The 23,915-nt window shown below is 74.4% G+C and carries 22 protein-coding genes; 10 read left to right on the top strand and 12 right to left on the bottom strand.

What is annotated here, in order from left to right:
* Positions 1-14: 14 nt before the first annotated feature.
* Positions 15-494: a Rieske (2Fe-2S) protein gene (locus tag ASF47_RS12925; protein ID WP_082500264.1), complete on the bottom strand. Its 480-nt coding sequence runs from the start codon at positions 492-494 to the stop codon at positions 15-17.
* A 136-nt stretch (positions 495-630) separates the two neighbouring features.
* Positions 631-3,681 carry an excinuclease ABC subunit UvrA gene (gene uvrA / locus ASF47_RS12920; protein ID WP_056864331.1) on the bottom strand — a complete coding sequence of 1,017 codons (3,051 nt, stop codon included), beginning with the start codon at positions 3,679-3,681 and terminating at the stop codon, positions 631-633.
* 206 nt (positions 3,682-3,887) lie between these two features.
* On the opposite strand from uvrA, the gene ASF47_RS12915 reads away from it, so the two are divergent.
* Both ASF47_RS12915 and map read left to right on the top strand, forming a co-directional pair.
* On the top strand, positions 3,888-4,595 hold the full coding sequence (locus ASF47_RS12915) for an MBL fold metallo-hydrolase (RefSeq protein ID WP_056864330.1): 708 nt from the start codon (positions 3,888-3,890) through the stop codon (positions 4,593-4,595).
* 1,121 nt (positions 4,596-5,716) lie between these two features.
* On the top strand, positions 5,717-6,487 hold the full coding sequence (gene map, locus ASF47_RS12910; RefSeq protein ID WP_056864329.1) for a type I methionyl aminopeptidase: 771 nt from the start codon (positions 5,717-5,719) through the stop codon (positions 6,485-6,487).
* Positions 6,488-6,626: 139 nt separating this feature from the next.
* On the opposite strand, the gene ASF47_RS12905 is transcribed toward map, so the two are convergent.
* From ASF47_RS12905 to ASF47_RS12895, 3 genes are all read right to left on the bottom strand, one after another.
* On the bottom strand, positions 6,627-7,286 hold the full coding sequence (locus ASF47_RS12905) for a hypothetical protein (protein ID WP_056864328.1): 660 nt from the start codon (positions 7,284-7,286) through the stop codon (positions 6,627-6,629).
* 30 nt (positions 7,287-7,316) lie between these two features.
* Positions 7,317-7,919 (bottom strand): flavin reductase family protein, encoded by a 603-nt coding sequence (locus ASF47_RS12900; RefSeq protein WP_082500263.1) that lies wholly within the window; start codon positions 7,917-7,919, stop codon positions 7,317-7,319.
* Positions 7,920-7,985: 66 nt separating this feature from the next.
* A complete protein-coding gene (locus ASF47_RS12895; protein ID WP_056864327.1) occupies positions 7,986-9,236 on the bottom strand; it encodes a DUF480 domain-containing protein in 1,251 nt (416 codons plus the stop codon).
* An 82-nt stretch (positions 9,237-9,318) separates the two neighbouring features.
* On the opposite strand from ASF47_RS12895, the gene ASF47_RS12890 reads away from it, so the two are divergent.
* Together ASF47_RS12890 and ASF47_RS12885 are read left to right on the top strand one after the other, a co-directional pair.
* Positions 9,319-10,683 carry an FAD-binding oxidoreductase gene (locus ASF47_RS12890; RefSeq protein WP_056864326.1) on the top strand — a complete coding sequence of 455 codons (1,365 nt, stop codon included), beginning with the start codon at positions 9,319-9,321 and terminating at the stop codon, positions 10,681-10,683.
* 119 nt (positions 10,684-10,802) lie between these two features.
* The gene (locus ASF47_RS12885; RefSeq protein ID WP_056864325.1) at positions 10,803-12,125 is read left to right on the top strand and encodes a dicarboxylate/amino acid:cation symporter; all 1,323 of its coding nucleotides are present in this window, start codon (positions 10,803-10,805) and stop codon (positions 12,123-12,125) included.
* 24 nt (positions 12,126-12,149) lie between these two features.
* Here the strand turns inward: ASF47_RS12885 and ASF47_RS12880 are convergent, their stop codons facing one another.
* Together ASF47_RS12880 and ASF47_RS12875 are read right to left on the bottom strand one after the other, a co-directional pair.
* Entirely contained in the window at positions 12,150-12,665 is a 516-nt protein-coding gene (locus tag ASF47_RS12880; RefSeq protein WP_056864324.1) for a 2'-5' RNA ligase family protein, read from the bottom strand.
* Positions 12,665-14,176: a cryptochrome/photolyase family protein gene (locus ASF47_RS12875; protein ID WP_056864323.1), complete on the bottom strand. Its 1,512-nt coding sequence runs from the start codon at positions 14,174-14,176 to the stop codon at positions 12,665-12,667. Before ASF47_RS12875 ends, ASF47_RS12880 begins: the two co-directional genes overlap by 1 nt.
* Positions 14,177-14,283: 107 nt before the next feature.
* Here ASF47_RS12875 and ASF47_RS12870 point away from each other — a divergent pair, with 107 nt between their 5' ends.
* The 4 genes from ASF47_RS12870 (at position 14,284) to ASF47_RS12855 (ending at position 17,602) form a co-directional block, all read left to right on the top strand.
* Complete coding sequence (locus tag ASF47_RS12870; RefSeq protein ID WP_056864322.1) at positions 14,284-15,021, top strand: dienelactone hydrolase family protein; 738 nt, start codon at positions 14,284-14,286, stop codon at positions 15,019-15,021.
* A 45-nt stretch (positions 15,022-15,066) separates the two neighbouring features.
* The gene (locus tag ASF47_RS12865; RefSeq protein ID WP_056864321.1) at positions 15,067-16,344 is read left to right on the top strand and encodes an alpha/beta hydrolase; all 1,278 of its coding nucleotides are present in this window, start codon (positions 15,067-15,069) and stop codon (positions 16,342-16,344) included.
* A 165-nt stretch (positions 16,345-16,509) separates the two neighbouring features.
* A complete protein-coding gene (locus tag ASF47_RS12860; protein ID WP_056864320.1) occupies positions 16,510-16,878 on the top strand; it encodes a response regulator in 369 nt (122 codons plus the stop codon).
* Positions 16,879-16,924: 46 nt separating this feature from the next.
* Positions 16,925-17,602: a class I SAM-dependent methyltransferase gene (locus ASF47_RS12855; RefSeq protein WP_056864319.1), complete on the top strand. Its 678-nt coding sequence runs from the start codon at positions 16,925-16,927 to the stop codon at positions 17,600-17,602.
* On the opposite strand, the gene ASF47_RS12850 is transcribed toward ASF47_RS12855, so the two are convergent.
* From ASF47_RS12850 to ASF47_RS12835, 4 genes are all read right to left on the bottom strand, one after another.
* Entirely contained in the window at positions 17,573-18,667 is a 1,095-nt protein-coding gene (locus tag ASF47_RS12850; protein ID WP_056864318.1) for a prenyltransferase, read from the bottom strand. The two genes, ASF47_RS12855 and ASF47_RS12850, sit on opposite strands and share 30 nt — an antisense overlap.
* A complete protein-coding gene (locus ASF47_RS12845) occupies positions 18,660-19,385 on the bottom strand; it encodes a class I SAM-dependent methyltransferase (protein ID WP_082500352.1) in 726 nt (241 codons plus the stop codon). Before ASF47_RS12845 ends, ASF47_RS12850 begins: the two co-directional genes overlap by 8 nt.
* Entirely contained in the window at positions 19,372-20,667 is a 1,296-nt protein-coding gene (locus ASF47_RS12840; protein WP_082500262.1) for a glycosyltransferase family 4 protein, read from the bottom strand. Before ASF47_RS12840 ends, ASF47_RS12845 begins: the two co-directional genes overlap by 14 nt.
* An 81-nt stretch (positions 20,668-20,748) precedes the next feature.
* Entirely contained in the window at positions 20,749-21,786 is a 1,038-nt protein-coding gene (locus ASF47_RS12835) for an NAD(P)/FAD-dependent oxidoreductase (RefSeq protein ID WP_082500261.1), read from the bottom strand.
* Positions 21,787-21,886: 100 nt separating this feature from the next.
* Here ASF47_RS12835 and ASF47_RS12830 point away from each other — a divergent pair, with 100 nt between their 5' ends.
* Together ASF47_RS12830 and ASF47_RS12825 are read left to right on the top strand one after the other, a co-directional pair.
* Positions 21,887-22,441: a DUF1707 SHOCT-like domain-containing protein gene (locus tag ASF47_RS12830; RefSeq protein ID WP_056864317.1), complete on the top strand. Its 555-nt coding sequence runs from the start codon at positions 21,887-21,889 to the stop codon at positions 22,439-22,441.
* A complete protein-coding gene (locus tag ASF47_RS12825) occupies positions 22,438-23,169 on the top strand; it encodes a potassium channel family protein (protein ID WP_235558738.1) in 732 nt (243 codons plus the stop codon). The genes ASF47_RS12830 and ASF47_RS12825 overlap by 4 nt, the downstream gene beginning before the upstream one ends.
* Here the strand turns inward: ASF47_RS12825 and ASF47_RS12820 are convergent.
* On the bottom strand, positions 23,154-23,849 hold the full coding sequence (locus ASF47_RS12820) for a response regulator transcription factor (RefSeq protein WP_056864316.1): 696 nt from the start codon (positions 23,847-23,849) through the stop codon (positions 23,154-23,156). The genes ASF47_RS12825 and ASF47_RS12820 overlap by 16 nt on opposite strands.
* Positions 23,850-23,915: the final 66 nt, after the last annotated feature.

Raw genomic sequence — 23,915 nt, 5'->3', positions numbered from 1 at the left:
ACGGGGAGCGCCCGTCAGGCCAGCGTGACCTCGTCGCCCGACACCGTCACCGCGACCGCCGCCAGCGCCTCGGTGGCGGGGCCGTCGGTGGGCTCGCCGGTGTCGAGGGCGAAGACGCTGCCGTGACAGGTGCAGACGATGCCGTCGGCCGAGACCTGGGAGACCAGGCAGCCCTGGTGGGTGCACACCGCGGAGAAGGCCTTGAACTCCCCCTCGGTCGGCTGGGTGACCACGACCTCCTCCTCGGAGAGGATCGCGCCGCCCCCGACCGGCACGTCGGCGGTGGGGGTCAGGCTCGCGCCGGCCGGGAGGTCGGCGGCGGGGTCGCTGGCCGCCTCCTCCTCGCCGCCGCAGGCGGCCAGCACCGGGAGTGCCACCCCGATCCCCGCGGCGCCGCCGAGGGCGCGGCGCCGGGTCAAGCCACCGCGGCGGGTGGTCGTGGTGGGGTCGAGGGTGCTCCCGGTGTCGGCGGGGGCGGGCTCGGTGCTGGTCATGGTCGTCGTCCTCTCGTGACGGCGGGTGGTTGAGCGCGAGGGTAGCCAGGCGGTCTGTGGAGCGGCTGAGGATCGACCCAGGGACCGGCGACCGGTGGCCCCGGCCACCGCCGTGGCTCACGACCTCCGGGGCTCCCTACTTCTTGGCGGCCGTCCGCTTGGCGGCCGTCTTCTTGGCGGTCGTCCTCTTGGCGGTGGTCGCCTTGGCCGGCTTCGCGGCCCGGGCGGCGGCACGGTCGTTGGCGACCTGGGAGGCGGCCTGGCGGCGGGTGGCGCGCGCCGGGGCCGGCGCCTCCGACGCGGCGAGGCGACCACGTGGCTGCGTGGCCTCCTTGCCCTCGAGCAGCGGGCGGAGGTAGCGGCCGGTGTGGCTGGCCTCGACCGTCGCGACCTTCTCGGGCGTGCCCTCCGCGACGACCACGCCACCGCGGGACCCGCCCTCGGGGCCCATGTCGACGAGCCAGTCGGCGGTCTTGATGACGTCGAGGTTGTGCTCGATGACCAGGACGGTGTTGCCCTGGTCGACCAGGCGGCCCAGCACCAGCAGCAGCTTGCGGATGTCCTCGAAGTGCAGACCGGTGGTCGGCTCGTCGAGCACGTAGACGGTGCGGCCGGTGGAGCGCTTCTGCAGCTCCGCGGAGAGCTTGACGCGCTGCGCCTCGCCTCCCGAGAGGGTCGTCGCGGGCTGACCGAGGCGGACGTAGCCGAGCCCGACCTCCACGAGGGTCTTCATGTGGCGCGCGATGGCCGGCACGGCGGCGAAGAAGTCGACGGCCTCCTCGATCGGCATGTCGAGGACCTCGGCGATGGTCTTGCCCTTGTAGTGCACCTCGAGCGTCTCGCGGTTGTAGCGGGCCCCGTGACAGACCTCGCACGGCACGTAGACGTCCGGCAGGAAGTTCATCTCGATCTTGATGGTGCCGTCACCGGAGCACGCCTCGCAGCGCCCGCCCTTGACGTTGAAGGAGAACCGGCCCTGGAGGTAGCCGCGCATCTTGGCCTCCGGGGTGGCGGCGAAGAGCTTGCGCACGTGGTCGAAGACGCCGGTGTAGGTGGCGGGGTTGGAGCGCGGCGTGCGGCCGATGGGCGACTGGTCGACGTGGATGACCTTGTCGACGTGCTCGAGGCCGGTGATCGCGCGGTGGCGGCCCGGGAGGGTGCGCGCGTTGTAGAGCTGCTTGGCCAGCGAGGTGTAGAGGATGTCGTTGACCAGGGTGGACTTGCCCGAGCCCGAGACGCCGGTGACGGCGACGAAGACGCCGAGCGGGAACGTCACGTCGACGTCGCGCAGGTTGTGCTCGCGGGCGCCGAGCACCTTGAGCTCGCGCCCGACCGTGCGCGGGCGACGACGGGCGGGCACCGGGATCTCACGACGACCGGAGAGGTACTGGCCGGTCATCGAGTCGGGGTGGGCGTACAGGTCCTCGACGGTGCCGCTGTGCACCACCTGGCCGCCGTGCTCGCCGGCCCCCGGACCGATGTCGACGACCCAGTCGGCGACCTTGATGGTGTCCTCGTCGTGCTCCACCACGATCAGGGTGTTGCCGAGGTCCTTGAGCCGCACGAGGGTCTCGATGAGGCGCTGGTTGTCGCGCTGGTGGAGCCCGATCGACGGCTCGTCGAGCACGTAGAGGACGCCGACGAGACCGGCGCCGATCTGGGTGGCCAACCGGATCCGCTGCGCCTCGCCGCCCGAGAGCGACCCGGACGGTCGGTCGAGGGAGAGGTAGTCGAGCCCGACGTCGAGGAGGAACTGCAGGCGCTCCTGGATCTCCTTGAGCACCCGCTCGCCGATCTGGCGCTCGCGCGCGGAGAGCTCGAGGGAGCCGAGGAACTCCGAGGCCTCGTTGATGGGCAGGGCGCAGACGTCGGCGATGTTGCGGCCGCCGAGCAGCACGGCCATGGAGACCGGCTTGAGCCGGCTGCCGCGGCAGGTGGGGCACGGCACCTCGCGCATGAAGCCCTCGAAGCGGTCGCGGCTGGTGTCGGACTCCGCCTCGCGGTGGCGGCGCTCGACGTAGCCCCGCACGCCCTCGAAGTCGGCGTAGTAGGCCCGCTCGCGCCCGTAGCGGTTGCGGGTCACGACGTGGACCTTCGTGGCGTGGCCGTCGAGCAGCGCCTTCTGCGAGCGCGCCGAGAGGTCCTCCCACGGGGTGTTGAGGTCGAAGCCGAGCTCGTCGCCCAGGGCGTCCATGAGGCGCAGGAAGTAGTCGGCGACGTGGGCGCCGGCCCAGGGCTGGATGGCGCCCTCGCCGAGGGTCGCCGACGGGTTGGGCACGACGAGCTCGGCGTCGACCTCCAGCTTGGTGCCCAGGCCGCTGCAGGCCGGGCAGGCCCCGAAGGGCGAGTTGAACGAGAACGACCGCGGCTCGAGGTCGTCGGTGTCGATGGGGTGGTCGTTGGGGCACGCCATCTTCTCGCTGAACTTCATCTCGCGCCCGGGGTCCTTGGCGTCGAGGTCGACGAAGTCGAGCACGACCAGGCCGCCGGCCAGGCCGAGGGCGGTCTCCACGGAGTCGGTGAGGCGCCGCTTGGAGGACTCCTTCACCGCCAGCCGGTCGACGACGACCTCGATGGTGTGCTTCTTCTGCTTGTCGAGCTTCGGTCCGTCGGACAGGACGGTGTCGAGGGAGTGGGTCTCGCCGTCGATGCGGGCGCGCGAGAAGCCCTGGGTCTGCAGCTGGCGGAAGAGCTCGACGTACTCCCCCTTGCGGCCGCGCACGACCGGTGCGAGGACCTGGAAGCGCCGGCCCTCCTCCAGGGACAGCACGCGGTCGACGATCTGCTGCGGGGTCTGCCGCTCGATGGGGGCGCCGCAGGTGGGGCAGTGGGGGCGCCCGGCGCGCGCGTAGAGCAGGCGGAGGTAGTCGTAGACCTCGGTGATCGTGCCGACCGTCGAGCGGGGGTTCTTCGAGGTCGACTTCTGGTCGATCGAGACCGCGGGCGAGAGACCCTCGATGAAGTCGACGTCGGGCTTGTCCATCTGGCCCAGGAACTGGCGGGCGTAGGCCGAGAGCGACTCGACGTAGCGACGCTGGCCCTCGGCGAAGATCGTGTCGAAGGCGAGCGACGACTTGCCCGAGCCCGAGAGGCCGGTGAAGACGATCAGCGAGTCGCGGGGAAGGTCGAGCGACACGTCCTTCAGGTTGTGCTCGCGAGCACCCCGGATGATGAGCTGGTCCTGCACTGGAGTCCCGTCCTGGTGGCGTGGAGGAGTCGAACAGACGTTCGTCATGGTACGTCGGCGTCCGCCGCGGGGGCGGGTCGGCACGTCCGCTCACCATCTCACGCACCACCGACAGCGGGGCCACACCCCGATGGGCAGCGGACCCGCCCGCGCCGGGTGAGCCCGCTCACGGGTCGGACCACCCGCCGGCGCGGCAGGATGGGGACATGACCCCACCGAGCGACACCCCGGCCCCCTCGGACTACGACGGCGACGTCTCCCCCGGCGGCCCCGCCCAGACCCGCGAGCTGGCCCACCTCGTCATCACCAAGGTCGCCGTCGACCCCGAGATGTCCAACAACTGCTACCTGCTGCGCTGCCGCCACACCGGGGAGCAGGTGCTCGTCGACGCCGCCGCCGACGCCGCCACGCTGCTGGGCCTGGTCGGTGAGGCCGGCCTCGACACCGTCGTCACCACCCACCAGCACTGGGACCACCACCGCGCGCTGGCGGAGGTCGTCGCCGCCACCGGGGCCGAGGTCGTCGTCGGCACCCCCGACGCCGACGCCGTCGCGGAGCAGACCGGCGTCACCGTGACCCGCCGGGTCGGGGCCGGCGACACCGTCGCGGTCGGCGACTGCACCCTGCAGGTCGTGCCGATCGCCGGCCACACCCCCGGGTCGGTCGCGCTGGTCTACGACGACCGCCCCTCCGGCGGCCGGCCCCACCTGTTCACCGGCGACTCGCTCTTCCCCGGCGGCGTGGGCAACACCTTCGGCGACGAGGCCGCCTTCGCCCAGCTCGTCGACGAGGTCGAGACCAAGCTGTTCGACGCCCTGCCCGACGAGACGTGGTTCTACCCCGGCCACGGCGGCGACTCGACCCTCGGCGCCGAGCGCGCGTCGATCCCGGAGTGGCGCGCCCGGGGCTGGTGACCCGCTCGCGGCCCTCACCGCGTGGGTGGACGGTGGGGGTGGCGGCGTACGACGGGGCGGCAGTCGCCGGACCTGTCGTCTCCCGCGACCTCCGCCCGGTCAGCGGGCTCCAGCCACTCCCCCCGCGGCAGTGCCTCCCGCCGCGGGGCCGCGCGCACGAGAAGTGGCGGCGTACGACAGGTCGGCGCCCCCTGGACCGGTCGTCTGCCGCCACTTCCGCCCAGTCGGCCACCGGGACGGTCAGCGGGCTCCCACCACGCCCGCACGGGACCGGCTCCCGCCGCGGGGTGGCACGCCCGAGAAGTGGCGGCGAACGACCGGTCGGCGCCCACTGGACCTGTCGTCTCCCGCCACTTCCGCCCGGTCGGCCGTCGGCCGGTCACCGGGCTCCAGCCACGCCCCGCGCGGCAGTGACTCCCGCCGCGGGGCGGCCCGCCCGAGAAGTGGCGGCGTACGACCGCTCGGCAGCCGCCGGAGGTGTCGTCTCCCGCCACTTCTGCCCAGTCGGCCACCGGGACGGTCAGCGGGCTCCCACCACGTCCGCTCGGGAGCACCTCCCGCCGCTGCACGGCCCGCCTGAGAAGTGGCGGCGTACGACCGGTCGGCAGCCGCCAGAGGTGTCGTCTCCCGCCACTTCCGCCCGGTCGGCCGTCGGCCGGTCACCGGGCTCCAGCCACGCCCCGCGCGGCAGTGACTCCCGCCGCGGGGCGGCGCGCACGAGAAGTGGCGGCGTACGACCGGTCGGCGCCCACTGGACCTGTCGTCTCCCGCCACTTCCCACCGCGATCCCCCGGGCAGCGGTCACGCGCCGCTCGGGAGCGCCCCGTCCCTGACCGGCCCGCCCGAGAAGTGGCGGCGTACGACCGGTCGGCACCCGCTGGACCTGTCGTCTCCCGCCACCCCCGCCCGGTCGGTCACCGGGCGCGGTGAGGTCCGGCTCGGGACCGCCCGGGCCGGTCGCGGAGCAGCGACGCCCCCCGGGGCGCAGCGCACATCACACCCGGCGTGCCCGTGGCGGTGACCCGACCGCGTGGCGCCCGCCCCGCGGCACGGCGATCGGGAGGTGCGCGGCCCGGGACCCCGGGCCGCCCGGCTCCCGGGGCGCGCCTAGGCTCGACCCCGTGATCGAGCTGCGCACGCCCACCCAGATCGAGCAGATGCGACCCGCGGGGCGCTTCGTGGCCGAGGTGCTGACCCGCCTGCGCGAGGTCGCCGACGTGGGGGTGAACCTGCTGGAGCTCGACCGGGTCGCGCACGACATGATCCGCGAGCGCGGGGCGGAGTCGTGCTACATCGACTACCACCCGTCGTTCGGCGCCTCGCCCTTCGGCAAGGTGCTCTGCACGTCGGTCAACGACGCCGTGCTCCACGGCCTGCCCCACGACTACACCCTGCGCGACGGCGACCTGCTCAGCGTCGACTTCGCCTGCGCCGTCGACGGCTGGGTCTCCGACTCCGCGCTCAGCGTCGTCGTCGGCACCCCGAGGCCGGAGGACCTGACGCTCATCGAGACCACCGAGCGGGCCCTGGCCGCGGGCATCGACGCCGCCCGCGTCGGCAACCGCGTCGGCGACATCTCGGCCGCGATCGCGGCCGTGGCCCACGAGGCCGGGCTGAGCGTCAACACCCAGTTCGGCGGGCACGGCGTGGGGCGCACCATGCACGGCGAGCCCCACATCGCCAACGACGGCCGCGCCGGTCGCGGTCTGCGGCTCAAGGCCGGTCTGGTCATCGCGATCGAGCCGTGGTTCCTCCACACGACCGACGAGATCGTCACCGACGCCGACGGCTGGACGCTGCGCAGCGCCGACGGGTCGCGCGGCGCGCACTCCGAGCACACCGTCGCTATCACCCCCGACGGGCCCCCGCTCGTGCTCACCGCGCGCGACTGACCCCACGCCGTACGCCGGGGCGGTCCGGGCCGGCTCGGCAGCCGGGCCGGCTCGGCAGCCGGGCCGGCTCGGCAGCCGGGCCGGCTCGGCAGCCGGGCCGGCTCGGCAGCCGGGCAGGCGACGGCGTGGCGGCGGCGGCTCAGCGCCCGGGCACGTGGCCGCGCGGCGGGGCCCACTGGCCCTCGGCGCGCAGGTGCTCGTAGATCTCCAGCTCAGGGCGCAGGTGGTCCTCGAGGCGGCGCCGCAGGGCGCGGCTGAGGTCGGGCCGGCTCGTGGAGGTCGACCAGTTCTTCATGGTGACCTCGAGCGGCTCGCCGATCTTCTCGGCGATCCAGCCCTCCCACACGTCGGGGCGCTCGAGGGCGAAGAGGCGGTCGACGGCGATGTCGAGGTCGGCCGAGAGCGCGATGAAGCGGGCCTGGCGCCCCTTGAGCGCGCCCGGGGCGCCGTCGAGGTAGGCGCCGACGAAGGCGTCGAAGCTGACGTCGGCGGTGGAGTTGGCCGCGCGGGAGTTGTCGTCGTCCTGCAGCGCGGGGCGCTGGCGGTAGCGCCACCACGACTCCAGCCAGGCCACCGGCTCGCGGAAGAGCGAGACCAGCTCGTAGTCGTCGCGCTGGTAGCCACCCGTCTGGAGCACCGGCGCCATCCGGTTGGTGAAGGTGCGCGCGTTCATGTGCTTGAGGCGCGGGTTGATCCGCATCATCACCTCGGCGCGACCCATGAGGCTCGTGACGAGGGTGGTGGAGGCGCACTTGGGCATCGAGAGCATGACGAAGCCGTGGCCGGGCAGGGCGATCACGACGACGAACCTAGCCGACCGGGGCCCGCGTCAGCCCAGCCGGCGGTAGGCACCGCGGTGGAAGAGCAGCGGCGGGGCGTCCGCACCGCCGGGCCCCTCGGCGAGGGCCAGCACGCGCCCGACCACCACGTCGTGGTCACCGGCCTCGTGGACCGCGTCGATCGCGCAGTCGACGTGGGCGACCGCGCCGTCGAGCCGGGGCGCCCCGGTCGCGGGCGACGCGGTCCAGCCCACGCCCGCGAACTTGTCCACGCCGCGGCTGGCCATGCGGGTGGACAGCTCCTGCTGGTGCTCGGCGAGGACGTTGACGCAGAAGCGGCCAGCCTCGCGGACGCGGGGCCACGCGCGGGAGGACCGGGCCAGCACCACCAGCACCAGCGGCGGGTCGAGGGAGACGCTGGCGAAGGACTGGCAGGTCACGCCCACGGGCCCTTCTGGGGTGGTCGCAGTGACCACGGTGAGCCCGGAGGCGAAGGAGCCGACCACGTCGCGGAAGCGACGGTCGGTGAGCGGGTAGGCCCGGCCGTCGAGGTGGTACTCGGGATCGGCGTCGTCGGCGAGCCAGGCCGGGGCTCCCGGCTCGGGCTCCGTGCCTGTGCCGGGCCCGTCGTGGTCGGAGCCGGCGGAGGTCATGGCACCCACGCTAGCCAGCCCCGCACCCGCCCCCGGCGGGTGGGTCGGGCGGCGGACCACGCGCGGCTACCCCGGCCGGCGGGCGAGCACGTAGAGCCGCTCGGTGGTCTCGCCGTGGTGGAGCAAGGGCCCGCGGTGGTACCACTCGACGTCGACCAGACCCGCGGCCCCGACCGCAGCGAGCACGCGCGCCGGCTCGTGGAGCACCAGGGCGAGGTCGACCTCGCGCTCGAGCCAGGAGTCGGTGCGGCGCACCACGGGACCCGCGGCGGAGGCCGCCTGGAGCGCCAGCACCAGGTGACCGCCGGGCGCGAGGGGTCGCACCAGGGCGGCGACGGCGTCGTCGAGCTCGGAGGGCGCGAGGTGGATGAGGGAGTACCACGCCAGCACCGCGCCCCACCCGGGCGCCGTCGCGGGCCGCATGAGCCGCCGCAGGTCGCCGACCTCGTAGGCCCCGTCGGGGAAGCGGCGCCGGGCCTCGGCCACCATCGCCGGCGACAGGTCCACCCCCGAGGCGTCCGCGCCCAGCGAGCGCAGCAGGGCGGTGGTGTGGCCGGGCCCGCTGCCGACCTCGACGACCGGTCGGCCGTCGGCGAGCGCGACGACCCGGCCCAGCAGCCACGTCTCCAGCCCGAGGGGGCCGTGGGCGCCCTCGGCGTACTCCTCGGCGAAGCGGGCGGCGTAGGGCTCGGCCAGTGCGTCGTAGGAGGCGCGGACGCGCTCGTCGCGGGCCTCGGGGCCGTCGGCGAGCACCGACTCCCGCTCGTCGGGGCCGACGGCGGCCGGCCCACCGCCCGACGTCGCGTCGGCCCCGACCGGCCCCAGGAGGTGGGTCCACCGGCTGTCGAGCCGGCCGGAGCGCGGGGAGACCTCGCGCACCAGGGGGCGCTCCCGCGCGGCGAGGCGCAGCAAGCAGGCGTCGACGGCGTCGCGGTCGGCGAAGGGGTGGAGCCGCTCGGTGCGGGTGCGCAGCTCGCCGGGGGCCTGCACCCCCCGCAGCAGCAGCACGGTGAGCAGCGCGCGCTCGTCGGGCTCGAGGTCGAGCTCCTCCTCCAGCACCTGGTGGTACCTCAGCGTGCGACGACCGGAGTCGGACCAGACGATCCTCACCAGCCCACGGTCCTTGAGGCCGCGCGCCACCTGCTCGACCTGCTGCTCGTCGTAGGCCACCACCGGGTCGCGGCTGGAGGTCTGGTTGCAGGCGGTGCGCAGCGCGTTGAGGGAGAGCGGGTACGACGCGGGCACCGTCACCTGCTTCTCCAGCAGCGCGCCGAGCACCCGCTGCTCCTCGGGCGAGAGCGGCTCGGGCATCGGCATGGGCCGACCCTAGCCGCGCACGACGGCCACGCCGGCCGCCCGACGCCGAGGTCGGCCCGAGCGCGGTGGGTACGGTCGGCACATGACCTGGGACGCCCTGCCTGCCGGAGTGCTCATCGACGACCCCGACGTCGTCGCGGGCTACGCCCACGACCAGTCGCGGCTCACCGAGCGCGCCACGCCGTCGGTGGTGCTCGCCCCGCGCAGCACCGCCGAGGTGCAGGCCTGCCTGCGCGCCGCCTCGGCGGCCGGCGTGGCCGTCGTGCCCCGGGGCGCCGGCAGCGGCCTGGTGGGCGGCGCCAACGCGCCGGCCGGGAGCGCCGTGCTGTCGCTGCACCGGATGGACCGCGTGCTGGAGGTCGACCCCGTCGAGCGGCTCGCGGTCGTGCAGCCGGGGGTCGTCACCGGGGACCTGCGCTCCGCCGCGGCCGGGGCCGGCCTCTTCTACCCGCCCGACCCGGGGTCGGTCGCCTTCTGCACGGTCGGCGGCAACGTCGCCACCGACGCCGGCGGCATGTGCTGCGTCAAGTACGGCGTCACCGGCGACTTCGTCGAGGCCCTGGAGGTCGTGCTCGCCGACGGCCGGGTCCTGCGCACCGGCACCCGCACGGTCAAGGGCGTGGCCGGCTACGACCTCACCAGCCTCTTCGTCGGCTCCGAGGGCACCCTGGGCGTGGTCACGGAGGTCACCGTGCGCCTGCTGCCGGCGCCCGCCGCACCGCAGACCCTCGTGGCCTCCTTCGACCGCCTCGCCTCGGCCGGCGACGCGGTGGCCCGGATCGCGGCCGCCGGGCTGACCCCCTCGCTGCTGGAGGTGCTCGACCGCACCACCGTGCGGGCCGTCGACGCCCACGCCGGCATGGGCCTCGGCGACGTCGCCGCCCTGCTGCTGGTGCAGTCCGACGACGCCGGGCCCGGGGCGGCGACGCTGCTGGAGCAGGTGGAGGCGCACTGCACCGGCGCGGGAGCCGTCGACGTGGCGCGCAGCGACGACGCCGAGGAGGCGGAGATGCTGCTCGAGGCGCGACGCCTCGCCCTGCCCGCGCTCGAGCGCCTGGCCGCCGACCGCGGCGGCGACTGGCTGCTCGACGACGTCTGCGTGCCCCGGGCCCGGGTGGTCGACCTGATCGGCGCGGTCGAGGCCGTCGCCCACGACCTCGGCCTGACCATCGGCGTCTTCGGGCACGCCGGCGACGGCAACCTGCACCCCACGATCGTCTACGACCACACCGACCCCGACGGACGCGCGACCGCCATGCGCGCCTTCGACCGGATCACCGAGGCCGCGCTCGCGCTGGGGGGCACCATCACCGGCGAGCACGGCGTGGGCACCCTGAAGAAGCACTGGCTGACCCGCGAGCTCGACCCCGTCGCCCTCGACGTGCAGCGGGCCCTGCGGCGCGCCTTCGACCCCGCGGGCGTGCTCAGCCCCCACGCCGTGCTCTAGCCGCCCCGGGCCCCGGGCCGCCTGCCCCGGGGCCGACTGTGCGGCGCACCACCCGGGCCGCAGGAATCGTGCGCGCCGCCGACCGGTTGGGCAGGAGTCCCCTCCGGAAAGGCAGTCCCGTGAAGCACGCACTCTCGGCGGTCCGCAGGACCCCGTTCTGGGCCCAGATCGTCCTCGGCCTGGTGCTCGGCGTCGTCCTGGGCCTGGTGGCCCGCACCTGGGACGTGGCCTGGCTGGCCACGACCCTCGACACCATCGGCAGCACCTTCGTCGGCCTGCTCACCGCGGCCGTGCCGCCGCTGGTCTTCGCCGCCATCGTGGTCAGCGTGACCAACCTGCGCGAGGTCTCCAACGCCGCGCGGCTGGCCACGCAGACGCTGGTGTGGTTCGCGATCACGTCGCTGGTGGCCGTCACGATCGGCATCACGCTGGGCCTGCTCACCAACCCCGGCAGCAGCGCCGACGTCTCGGCCGCGGGCGCGACGTACGAGGGCACCAGCGGCTCGTGGCTGGACTTCCTCACCGGCCTGGTGCCGGCCAACGTGCTCGGCCTGGAGATCGAGGAGGGCGCCGCGTCCTTCAACGTGCTGCAGATCGTGGTGGTGGCCCTGGTCGTGGGCGCCGCCTCGCTGAAGGCCGGCGAGAAGGCCGAGCCGTTCCTGGGCTTCATGCGCTCGGCGCTGGCCGTCGTGCAGCAGGTCCTGTGGTGGATCATCAAGCTGGCCCCGCTCGGCACCCTCGGCCTGCTCGGCCGCGCGGTCGCCACCTACGGGTGGGACCTGGTGGCGCCGCTGGCGGTCTTCACCGTCGACGTCTACGTCGGCTGCCTGCTGGTGATGTTCGTGGTCTACCCCGTCATCCTGCGCCTGCACGGCCTGTCGCCGGTGAAGTTCTTCTCCGGCGCCTGGCCCGCGATCCAGCTCGCCTTCGTCTCGCGCTCCTCGGTGGGCACCATGCCGCTGACCCAGCAGGTGACGACGCGCAACCTCGGCGTGCCGCAGGAGTACTCCTCCTTCGCGGTGCCGCTCGGCGCGACCACCAAGATGGACGGCTGCGCGGCCATCTACCCCGCGCTGGCCGCGATCACGGTGGCGCAGATCTTCGGCATCACCCTGGGCGTGCAGGACTACCTGCTCATCGCCTTCGTGTCGGTGGTCGGCTCCGCCGCCACCGCGGGTCTCACCGGCGCTGTCGTGATGCTGACGCTGACCCTCACCACCCTGGGTCTGCCGCTCGAGGGCGTGGCGCTGCTGCTGGCCATCGACCCGATCCTCGACATGATGCGCACCGCCACCAACGTGGCCGGCCAGGCGCTCGTGCCGACCATCGTGGCCCGCCGCGAGGGCATCCTCGACGTCGACGCCTACCACGCGCCGCGTCGCGGAGCCCCCGTCGGCGACACCCCCGAGCCGGTCCGCGAGCCGGAGCCGGCCGGGGTCTGACCAGCACCCCCGGACGGCGGGTCCTCAGCGGGCGAGGTCGGTGACCTCGCCCGCGTCGGGGTCCCAGTGGCGCAGCGACGCCAGCCGCAGCTCGAGGGCCGCGTCGTGGTCGCCCAGGGCCTCCAGGGCCCGGGGCACGTCGGACCGGTCGAGGCCCCGGGCGAGGGTCAGGTGGGGCACCCAGCCGTGGTGGCGGCGCTCGGGCACGTGCACCCGCACCGCCAGCACCCGGCGCACCATGTCGTCGCTCAGCTGCACCGGGCGGGCCAGGGCCACGCGGCCGCCACCGCCGCCGAGGAGCAGGACGCCGCCGACCACGGCGGTCACCGGCAGCAGCGAGCCCAGGCGCGCCGTCGCCACGTCGAGGGCGTCGCTCGACAGCGCGGGGGCCTCCACCACGCTGACGTGGGCGGCGTTGGAGCTGCCGCGGTGGTCGAGCTGGGAGGGCAGGCCGGCGTCGCGCAGGGCCTGCCACTGCCGGCGTACGGCGACCTGGCCCGCCTCGTCGGGCAGCAGCTCGAGGGAGTGCAGCCGCGCCATCAGGACAGCCACCTGTGGGCGCGCCGGGTGTGGGCGGCCTTGGTCGACGGGTCCAGGCCGTCGTAGAGGTTGGCGATCATGCGCGAGCGGGGATTGCCGGCGAAGACGTCGTGGTGGTCGCGCACGAAGGTCCAGTAGAGCGCGTCCCAGTCCTCGCGCCACTCCCCCGCCGGCAGGTCCGACATCTTGCGCAGGTAGTTCGACCCCGACACGTAGGGCTTGGTGGTGATCGCCTCGCCCGCGGCGAACTGGCTCATGGCGTAGACGTTGGGCACCATCACCCAGTCGTAGGCGTCGACGAACATCTCCATGAACCACTCGTAGGCGGCGTCGGGCTCGGCGCGCAGCAGGCACATCGCGTTGCCGAGCACCATCAGGCGCTCGATGTGGTGGGCGTAGCCGTGGGCCAGCACCCGCTCCAGCACCAGGTCGACCGGAGCCAGCCCCGTGCGCGCGGTCCACCAGCCCTCGGCCAGCGGCCGGGTGTGGGCCAGCCGGTTGCCGCTGCGCATGCGGCGCCCGTGGACGACGTAGGTGGCGCGCATGTACTCGCGCCAGCCGATGAGCTGGCGCACGAAGCCCTCGAGGGAGGCCAGCGGCACCTCCTCGGAGGACCCCACGTCGAGCGCCCGCTCCAGCACGTGGGCCGGGGTGACCAGCCCGATGTTCAGGCCCGGGGTCAGCAGGGCGTGGAACACCCACGGGTGCTCGCGGGAGATCGCGTCCTCGAAGGGCCCGAACTCGGTGAAGCGCTCGGCGAGGAACTCCTCCAGCATCGCCTCCGCCTCGTCGTGCGAGGTCGGCCAGGCGAAGGCCTCCGCGTCGCCGGGGGCGTCGGGGAACTCCTCGCCGACCCAGGCGATGGCGTCGGCCACGGCCGGGTGCCGCTCGGGCCCGCCGTCGGCGCCGGGCCGGGCGACCGCGGGCACGGGGTGCTGCTTGGGCAGCTTCTTGCGGTTGTCGGCGTCGAAGGACCACTGGCCCCCGACGGGCTGGTCGCCCTCGACCAGCACGTCGAGACGCCGACGCTGCCAGGCGTAGAAGTGCTGCATGCGCGCCGTCCGACCGCCGCTGCCGACCTGCTCGGCGACGTCGGCGCGGGAGGTGAGGAAGCACGGCGTCTCCAGGACGTCCTCGGAGCGCAGCTCGTAGCCGTGGTCGGCCAGGGCGGCGGTGAGGTCGCGCGAGAGCCAGTCGTCGACCACGTCGTAGACGCTCACCCGGTCGGGGCGCAGCCGGTCGAGGCAGCCGACCAGCCGGTCGTGGCTCGTGGCGGAGGCGGAGGTCTCGACGTGCTCGACCTCGAAGCCGGCCTCGCGCAGCCGCTCGGCGAAGCGGACCATCGAGGCGCGGTGGAGCACGAGCTTCTGGGCGTGGAAGCGGTACTGGCGGAAGAGCAGGTCGTGCTCGAGGAGCACGAAGACCGTGCCGGCCGGAGCGTCGAGGTGCTCGGTGAACAGCTGGTGGGGCAGCACGAGGCGCACGTGGCGCGACGGGTCGGAGTCCGGCATGGGCCGACCCTAGGCAGCATCGCGCTGCCCGGGCTCCCCCCTCGGGCCGGACCCTGCGGCGCCGCGTGCCCGTGCCGCCCGGACCGGCGAGGGCCATACTGCCGGCCATGACCCTCCTCGACTCCTGGACCCTCGGCGAGCACACCGCCGACGGCACGACCCACCCGACCTACCGCAAGGGCAGCGGCCCCGGGGTCGTGGTGATCCACGAGATCCCCGGGCTCACCCCGCAGGTCATCGCCTTCGGCGAGGAGGTGGTGGCCGCCGGCTTCACCGTCGTCATGCCCCACCTCTTCGGCACCCCCGAGGCCCCGGTCGGAGCCCGCTCGGTCGCCGGGGCCTTCCGCCAGGTGTGCGTGAGCCGGGAGTTCACGAAGCTCGCCACCGGGGAGACGACCCCGGTCGCCGGGTGGCTGCGCAGCCTGGCCCGCGACCTGCACGCGGAGCTGGGCGGGCCGGGCGTCGGCGCGCTGGGCATGTGCTTCACCGGGGGCTTCGCCCTGGCCATGATGGTCGACACCTCCGTCGCTGCGCCCGTGGTCTGCCAGCCCTCCGCGCCCTTCCCCGTCGGCCGCCGCCGCGCGGGCGACGTCAACCTCTCCCCCGCCGACCTCGCGGTGGTGCGCGAGCGCGTCGCGGGCGGGTGCCAGGTGCTCGGCGTGCAGTACGACGGTGACGTCGCCACCGGCACCCGCTTCGAGACCCTCACCCGCGAGCTGGGCGAGGGCTTCGTGCGCGTCGACCTGCCCGGACGCAAGCACGCGACCCTGACGCTGCACCGCGACCAGGGCGCGGTCGACCGCGTGCTGGGCTTCTTCGAGGACAAGCTGCGGCCGGCCCCCTGACGAGACCCGCCCCGCCTGCGGTTACCGATCGTTAACATCGGGGTCATGCTCTTCCGGCTCCGCCAGCTCCTGACCGCGGCGCTCGTCGCCAACGCGCTGCGCCCGGTGCCGGGCTTCAGGACAGCCGTGCCGGTCTTCCTGGCCGGCTGGGGCACCAGCGAGCTCGCCCCGCACCTGCTCGCGGCCACGGCCGCCGACACCGCCCGTCACGCCCGTCGGCGCGGGCTGAGCCGCACCGGCGCGCTGCTGGCCCTCGCCAACGCCGCCGGCCTGGCCTGGATGCTGCGCACGAGCGCCCAGGCGCGTGGGGTGGCCGACCGCGCCCTGGTCGACGCCCTCGGCGTCGACTACCTCGACGAGATCGACACCGAGGTGCCCCGCGACGTGCGCGTGCCGTGGCGGCGGCTGCTCAACCCCTTCCGCATGCGCGAGCCCGGGGTGCACGTGGAGCGCGACATCGCCTACGACGACACCCTGGGCCGGCGCGGCCTGCTCGACGTCTACACCGCCGTCGAGCGCCCCGCCGGCCTGCCCGAGGGCGGCGCACCCGTGCTGGTGCAGGTCCACGGCGGCGGCTGGACGCTGGGCGCCAAGGACACCCAGGGCATCCCGCTGATGCAGCACCTCGCCGCCCGCGGCTGGGTCTGCGTCGCCCCCAACTACCGGCTGGCCCCGCAGCACCCGTTCCCGGCGCAGATCGTCGACGTGAAGAAGGTGCTGGCGTGGGTCCACGAGCACGTCGCGGCCTACGGCGGCGACCCGTCGTACGTCGCGATCACGGGGGGCTCGGCCGGCGGCCACCTCGCCGCGCTCGCGGCCCTGACGCCCGGCGACCCCGCCTGGCAGCCCGGCTTCGAGGACGCCGACACCTCCGTGCAGGTCGCGGTGCCGCACTACGGCGTCTACGACCTGGCCGGGGCCACCGGCCTGCGCAGCGCCGTGCAGATGCGCGACCGCTTCCTCGGGCCCCGGATCCTGCGCCGGCGCTGGCGCGAGGACCCCGAGCCCTTCGAGGCCGGGTCCCCGCTGCTGCGGGTGGGGCCCGAGGCCCCCGACTTCTTCGTCGTGCACGGACGCCTCGACAGCCTGGTGCAGGTCGACCAGGCCCGGCTCTTCGTCGAGGCGCTGCGCCGGACCTCGCGCCGCTCGGTCGTCTACGCCGAGCTGCCGGGGGCCCAGCACGCCTTCGACGTCCTGCCCTCGGTGCGCTCGGTGGCCGTCGTGCGCGCGGTGGACCGCTTCCTGCACTGGCACTGGGCCCGCCACCGCAGGGCGCTGGCACCGGCCGTGGCGGCCGGCGAGGAGGGCTCCCGACCCGCGTGACCCGTGACACGTCACCGATCGACGGGCACCCGTCTGACCAGGCGTCTTCACGACCTCTTCACGGGTGTCTCGACACTTCGACGTGACGCGTCAGGCGACCGGTGTCATGCTCGTGGCAGGGGGGCGGTCTTCCGCCGTGAAACGTCTGGACGAGGGAGGGCCGGCATGGCCAAGGTGTTGGTGGTCGAGGACGAGAGCGACGTGCGCGAGCTGCTGTCGACGGTGCTCGAGATGAACGGCCACGAGGTCGAGAGCGTGCCGGAGTCGTGGAACGCCATGGTCGAGGTCAGCGCCGGCTCCTTCGACCTGGTCGTGATGGACGTCAGCATGCCCGGCATGAACGGCCTGGAGCTGGCCCGGCTGCTCAAGGCGCAGCCCTCGGCGGGCTCGCCGCAGATCCTCATGGTCTCGGCCCGCTCCTCGCGCGACGACATCGCCGCCGGCCTCGCCGCCGGCGCGGACGCCTACGTCACCAAGCCCTTCAGCATCGGCGACCTCAGCCGCCGCGTCGAGGACATGCTCGCCGCGGTGTGAGCCCACCGGCTCCGCGGCCCCACCGGCGCGGCGCTAGCCTCCAACGGTGCCCACGACCGCGCAGGACCCGACCGGAGCCGACTGGCAGCACCACGCCGGGGCGGCGAAGGGCTTCATGCCCCTCGACGAGGGGCTGCTGCTCCACCGCTGCGCCCTCGAGCGCCTGCCCCACGGGCCGGTGCTCGAGGTCGGCACCTACTGCGGCAAGTCGGCGATCCACCTCGCCGCCGCGGCCCGGGAGGTCGGTGGGCCGCAGGCGGTGGTCTTCACGGTGGACCACCACCGCGGCTCGGAGGAGAACCAGGCCGGCTGGGAGCACCACGACGCGAGCCTGGTCGACGCCGAGACCGGTCGCATGGACACGCTGCCGGTCTTCCGGCGCACCCTGGAGCGCTCCGGGCTCGAGGACCTCGTCGTCGCGGTGGTCGGGGCCAGCACCACGGTCGCGCGCCACTGGCGCACCCCGCTGTCGCTGGTCTTCATCGACGGCGGGCACGCCGAGGAGCACGCCCAGAACGACTACAGCGGCTGGGCGCCGTGGGTCGAGGCCGGCGGGCTCCTGGTGGTGCACGACGTCTTCCCCGACCCCGCCGACGGCGGCCAGGCGCCCTGGCACGTCGTGCAGCGGGCGCTGGCGGGCGGTGCCTTCAGCGAGGTGGAGACCGTCGGCTCGATGCGGGTGCTGCGGCGCGACTCAGGACGGGCGGGAGAGCCGGTCGGCTGAGTCGGGCGACGGGCACCCGCACTCCAGCGCGATCTCGGCGAAGTGCGGGGCCAGCGACGTGCCGCGCATGATCCCCGAGCCCGGGGTGGCGTGACCGTAGGTCTCCCCCAGCGCGTCGACGGCGAGCAGCACGGCGGCCGCGGTGTAGGTGGTCTGCTCACCGGGCCAGTGGACGTCGTCGCCGAACACCCAGCCGGTCCAGTAGCTGCCGTCCTCGTGACGCAGGTGCTGCACGTCGCCCAGCAGCCGCAGCGCGCCCCGGTGGTCGCCGACCGCGTCGAGGGCGAGCACGAGCTCGCACGTCTCGGCACCCGTGACCCACGGGTTGGTGTCGACGCAGCGGATGCCCAGCCCGGGCACGACGAAGTCGTCCCAGCGCGAGGCGAGCAGCGCCGAGGCGGCCGGCCCGCGCACGGCACCGCCGAGGACGGGGTAGTACCAGTCCATGGAGAAGGTGGACTTGTCCAGGAACAGGTCGCGGTGGTGGCGCACGGCGTGACCGAGCCGGCCGCCGGCCAGCTCCCACTCCGGCTGCGGGTCGTCGAGCAGCTCGGCGAGCGCGACGCCGGCCCGCAGCGACTGGTAGACGCTCGACGACCCGGCCAGCAGCGCCCCCTGGTCGTCGGGGGTCCAGTTGAGCCCGCCGAAGGGCAGCTGCTGGGCCACCACCCAGTCGAGCCCCGCGCGCACGGCCGGCCACAGCGTCGCGACGTACGCCGCGTCGTGCCGCACGAGCCAGTGGTGCCACAGGCCCACCGCGAGGTAGGCGCTCATGTTGACCTCGCCGCGGTCGTCCTCGACCTGCCCGGCGACGATCTTCATCGGCCAGGACCCGTCGGCGCGCTGCCAGCGCGGCACCCAGTCGTACGCCGCCTCGGCGGCCTCGACCTCGCCGCCGACGAGCAGCGCCATCGCGGCCTCCACGTGGTTCCACACGTCGACGTGCTCGCCGGTCGTCCACGGGATCGCCCCGTCGGGCTCCTGCATCCGCGCGATGCTGGCCGCGGTCTGCGCCACCTGGCCCGGGCTGAGCACGCCCTCGACGTGCGGCAGCCGCTCAGACATGCGCCGCCGACGGCTTGCGGAAGTAGAGCACCATGCTCTTGCCGATGAGCGGGTCGAGCACCCGGCCGGCCACGCGCAGCGCGCGCGGCTGCTTCATGATCTCCCACACCAGCAGCCGGTGGTAGGCCCTGGCGAGGGGGTGGTCGTCGTTGCGCACGCCCACGGCGCACTTGATCCACCAGTAGGGCGAGTGCAGGCCGTGGGCGTAGTCCTTGCCCTCGAAGGCCAGCCCGGCGTTGGCGAGCTTGCCGATCAGCTCCTTGTCGGAGTAGATGCGGATGTGGCCGCCCGGGACGTTGTGGTAGTCGTCGGAGAGCTTCCAGTTGACGATCTCGGGGAACCACCGCGGCACCGAGACCGCCAGGGTGCCGCCGGGCCGCAGCACGCGCACGAGCTCCTCGATGGCCTGGATGTCGGCCGGGATGTGCTCGAGCACCTCGGCCGCGACGACGCGGTCGAACTCCCCGTCGGCGAAGGGCAGCTGCAGGGCGTCGCCCTCCTTGACGTCGGCCTCGGCGCCCTCGGGCACCTCACCGGCCTCGCGCATGGCCACGAAGAGCTCGCGCACCCCGGCCAGCTCGTCGGCGTCCTGGTCGAAGGCGACCACGTCGCCGCCGCGGCGGTACATCTCGAAGGCGTGGCGCCCGGCGCCGCAGCCCATGTCGAGCACGCGGTCGCCGGGGCGCAGGCCCAGGCGGTCGAAGTCAACGGTCAGCACGTGCGTTCCTCCTGCTGCGGCGGCCCTTGCGGCCGGTGGACGGCATGGGCCCCTCGGCCCTCCAGGCGGCGACGACCTCGTCGTAGGCCTCGGCCACCGTGGCCGCGACCGCCCGCCAGCTGAACATCTCCTCGACCCGTCGGCGCCCGGCGGCGCCCATCCTCGCGCGGCGCTCGGGGTCGTCGAGCAGCGCGGCCAGGGCGGCCTCGAGCTCCCCGACGTCGCCGGGGGCCACCAGGTCGGCGCACTCGCCGTCGGGTCCCACGACCTCGGGGATGGCGCCGGCCCGCGAGACGACCAGGGGCGTCGCGCACGCCATGAGCTCGGCGGTCGGCAGCGAGAAGCCCTCGTAGAGCGAGGGCACGCACGCGAGCTCGGCGGAGCCCATGAGCCGCACCAGCTCCTCGTCGGAGACGCCGTGGACGAAGGAGACCGCGTCACCGATCGCGAGCCGGTCGATGAGCTGCTCGGTGCGACCCCCCGGCTGAGGACGCGTCACGAGCACCAGCTCGAGGTCGCGCTCGGTGCGGAGCTTGGCGAAGGCCTCCAGCAGCGTGGCGATGCCCTTCATCGGGGCGTCGGCGCTGGCCATGGCCAGGATGCGGCCCGGCACGCGCGGCTCGGTCGGCGGCACGAAGACGTCGTCGACGCCGAGCAGGATGGTCTGCATGCGGGCGGGGTCGACGCCGAAGTCGGTGGCGATGTCGCGCCGCGAGGTCTCCGAGGGCGTGAGGATGCGGCGGGCGCTGCGGGCCACACGACCCTGCATCCGCAGGAAGCCGTACCAGCGGCGCAGCGTCACCTTGCGCCACGGGTGCGTGGCGCCCTCGAGGTCGATGCGGCGGTCGAAGGTGATCGGGTGGTGCAGCGTGGTGATGAGCGGCATGACCTGCTCCACGTCGAGCATGCCGTAGCCCAGCACCTGGTTGTCGTGGGCGATGTCGAACTCGTCGGCTCGCTCGCGCAGCAGCCGCGCCACCCGCGTGCTGAAGGTCTTGGGCTCGGGGAAGCCCGCGGCGCACATCGTGGCGAACTCCTCCACGTCGACACGGTCGCGGAACTCGCGCAGGTGGGGCACGCGGAAGGGGTCGGGCTCGCGGTAGAGGTCGAGGCTCGGCACCTTCGTCAGCGCCACGCCCGGGTCGAGCTCGGGGTAGGGCTGGCCCGAGAAGACCTCGACGGTGTGCCCCAAGGCCACCAGCTCGCGCGAGAGGTGACGGACGTAGATGCCCTGGCCCCCGCAGTGCGGCTTGGAGCGGTAGGACAGCAAGGCCACCCGCATTCGTGTCCCGACCCTTCTCGACGACGACGCGCGGCCCGGCGGGCTACGCACCGGTAGCCTAGACGGACCCGCGGCCGCCCCTCAGCCGAGGGCGCTGGAGTGGCCGGGGAAGGTCGAGGCGGCCGGGTCGATCACCACCGCCGCGTTGTTGACCGCGGTCGCCGCCTCCCCGAAGCCGGTGGCGATCAGCCGGACCTTGCCGGGGTGCTCGGCCACGTCGCCGGCGGCGAAGACACGCGGCAGCGACGTGCGCATGGCCGCGTCGACCACGACGTGGCGCCGCTCGACGTCCAGTCCCCAGCCCTGGAGCGGACCGAGGTCGGCGACGAAGCCGAGCGCCGCCACCACCGCCTGGCACGGCAGCGTCAGCACCTCGCGCGTCCCGGCCCGGGCCTCGCCCCGCGCGACGTCGACCTCGGCCAGCGGCCGGCCGGCCTCCCCCGCCACCGGTCGCAGCGCGACGACCTCGGCGTCGGTCAGCACGCGCGCCGAGGAGGCCCGCACCTGCGCCACGGTGCGCTCGTGGGCGCGGAACGCCGTACGCCGGTGCACGAGGGTGACCGACCGGGCCACGGGCTCCAGGTGCAGCACCCAGTCGAGCGCGCTGTCACCGCCGCCGACGACCACCACGTCGCGCCCGGCGTAGGGCTCGCTGGTCGGCACGAAGAACTCCAGCCCGCGCCCCAGCCAGCCCTCACCCGCCGCGAGGGGGCGCGGGGCGAAGCGCCCGATCCCCGCCGTCACCAGCACGGCGCCGGCGTGCACCTGCGTGCCGTCGTCGAGCCCGACCACCACCTCGTCCTCGCCGTGCACCAGGGTCGAGGCCGTGCGCCCGAGCAGGTGCACGGCGTCGGCGCCGGCCGCCTGCTCGACGAGGGCGCTCACCAGGTCGCGTCCGCGCACGGCGGGGAAGCCCGCGACGTCGAGGATGAGCTTCTCGGGGTACATCGCGGTGACCTGGCCGCCGAGCTCGGGCAGGGAGTCGACGAGAGCCACCCGGAGCCCGCGGAAGCCTGCGTAGTAGGTCGCGAAGAGGCCCGTCGGGCCGGCCCCGACGACGACCAGGTCGCAGGTCACGACGGCCCCTGGGGTCGCAGCGGTCCCGTCGGTCGAGGTCACCGTCCGATGGTCCTCCCGTTCGTCGTGCCGCGCCAGCGACCTCGCGCCGGGCCGCACGGATCGGCCGGCTCCCCGGTCGGGCGGGCCTAGGATGACGCGCGTGGATGTCCCCGGGGTCTGGTCGTCGTTCGCCCACGACCCGCGCCTGCCCGAGCACGCGGCCCTGCGCGCCTCCGACCGCGACCGCTCGGTCGTGCAGGACGTGCTCGCGGAGGCCTACGCCGACGGGCGTCTCGACCCGGCCGACCTCGAGGAGCGCTCCGCGAGGGCCTCCGGGCTCCGCACGCTCGGGGAGGTGCCCCCGCTCCTCGCCGACCTCCTGCCGCAGCGGCCCGTCCCCGAGGTCGCGGGCCCGCGCGTCCCCGCCGGACGCCCCGGGGCGCTCACCCCGGACCAGATCCACGCGCGTGCCGTCGCGGCCCACGACGCGGAGCGCCGCCAGGCGCTGCTCGGCTTCCTCGGCCCGACCCTGGTCTGCTGGGTCGTGTGGGCCTCGATCGGCCTCGGCGGCCCGGGCTTCGACCCCGCCTTCCCGTGGCCGGCCATCGTCATGGCGGCGACCTTCGTCAACTACGCGCGGGTGCTGCTGACCCGTGAAGAGACGATCGCCTCGGTGACCCGCAAGCTCGAGCGGAAGCAGGCCCACCTCCCGTGACCCGCGAGCGCACCACGCGGCCGACCCCGGGCAGCGGCGTCGACCGCGACGACCGTCACCGGCTCCGGCCCGTGCTCGGCGACCAGCCGTCGGGGGTGCTCCTCGGCGCCCAGCTGCTGGCGATCCTGGCCTACCCCTTCCTCGACGGCAGCGTCGTGGGGCGCGCGCTCATCGGCGTGGTGCAGATCGCCGTGGTCGGCCTGGCGCTGTGGGCCGTGCGTCGCACCCCGGCGCTGAACTGGATCGCCCTGGTGGTGGGTGCCCCGGCGATGGTGTTCACGGTGCTCGAGGCCGCCACTCCCGACACCGCCTGGGTCGTGCTGGTCTCGGCGCTGCTGCACGCGCCGTTCTACTTCTACGTCTCCTACAGCATGATCCGCTACCTGTTCCACGACGACCGGGTCACGCGCGACGAGCTCTTCGCCACCGGCGCGGCCTTCACGGTCGTGGCCTGGGGCTTCGCCTACGTCTACGCGGCCCTCCAGGTCGTGTGGCCGGGATCGTTCGTCGGCACGGGCCCGGCGCAGGACCGCGCATGGTTCGAGCTGCTCTACCTGTCGTTCTCGACCCTCACCAGCGTCGGGCTGTCCGACGTCGTGCCCGTGCTGCCCCACGCACGCTCGTTCGTGATGATCGAGATGCTGGCCGGGGTGCTCTACGTCGCGCTGGTGGTGGCCCGGCTGGTGGGGCTCACCGTCAACCGCGGCGCCCGTCAGGACGGGTCGTAGACGTAGCCCGAGCCGTCGACGGTGCGGATCCAGCTGCGCTTGCTGCCGGCGCGGCGCAGCTTGCGGCGCAGGTTGCCGACGTGGACGTCGACGAGGAAGTCGGACTCGATGAACTCGCCCTGCCACACCGTGCGCACGAGCTCGCCACGCGTCCAGGTCTCCCCCGGCCGGCTCGCGAAGGCCGCCATCAGGTCGACCTCCGCCGGGGTGAAGGGCAGCGGAGTCCCGTCGAGGGTGGCGGTGTGGGCGCTGGGCAGCAGGGTCAGCCCACCGCCGGCGTCCATGGTGAGCGGGGGCGCCTCGACCGCCGAGCGCGCCCGACGCAGGAGCGCCGCCACCCGGGCCCGGACCTCCTGGGCCGAGAAGGGCTTGGCCATGTAGTCGTCGGCGCCGACCTCGAGCCCGATGAGCCGGTCGATCTCGTCGCTGCGACCGGTGATCATCATGATGAAGGCGTCGCTGAACTCCCGCAGCCGGCGACACACCTCGGTGCCGTCCATGTCAGGCAGGGTGAGGTCGAGGGTCACCAGGTCGGGCGACAGCTCGCGCACCAGCTCCACGGCCCGCTCGCCGCGGTCGGTGGCGTGGACCTCGAGCCCGGTGCGCTCGAGCACCATCACCAGCGTGGCGCTGATGTCGGGGTCGTCCTCGACGACCACGACGCGCTGACCCTTCGACACGCTCGACCCCCTCGACTCGACGTCGGTGCCACGCTATCGCGTCGCCCGGAGCCGCGTCGCCGCACC

Source organism: Nocardioides sp. Leaf285 (genome assembly GCF_001422955.1).
In the GTDB taxonomy this organism is placed as follows: Bacteria; Actinomycetota; Actinomycetes; order Propionibacteriales; family Nocardioidaceae; genus Nocardioides; species Nocardioides kribbensis.
Note: the sequence above shows the minus strand (reverse complement) of the source record. Positions and strands in the feature narration are given on the sequence as shown.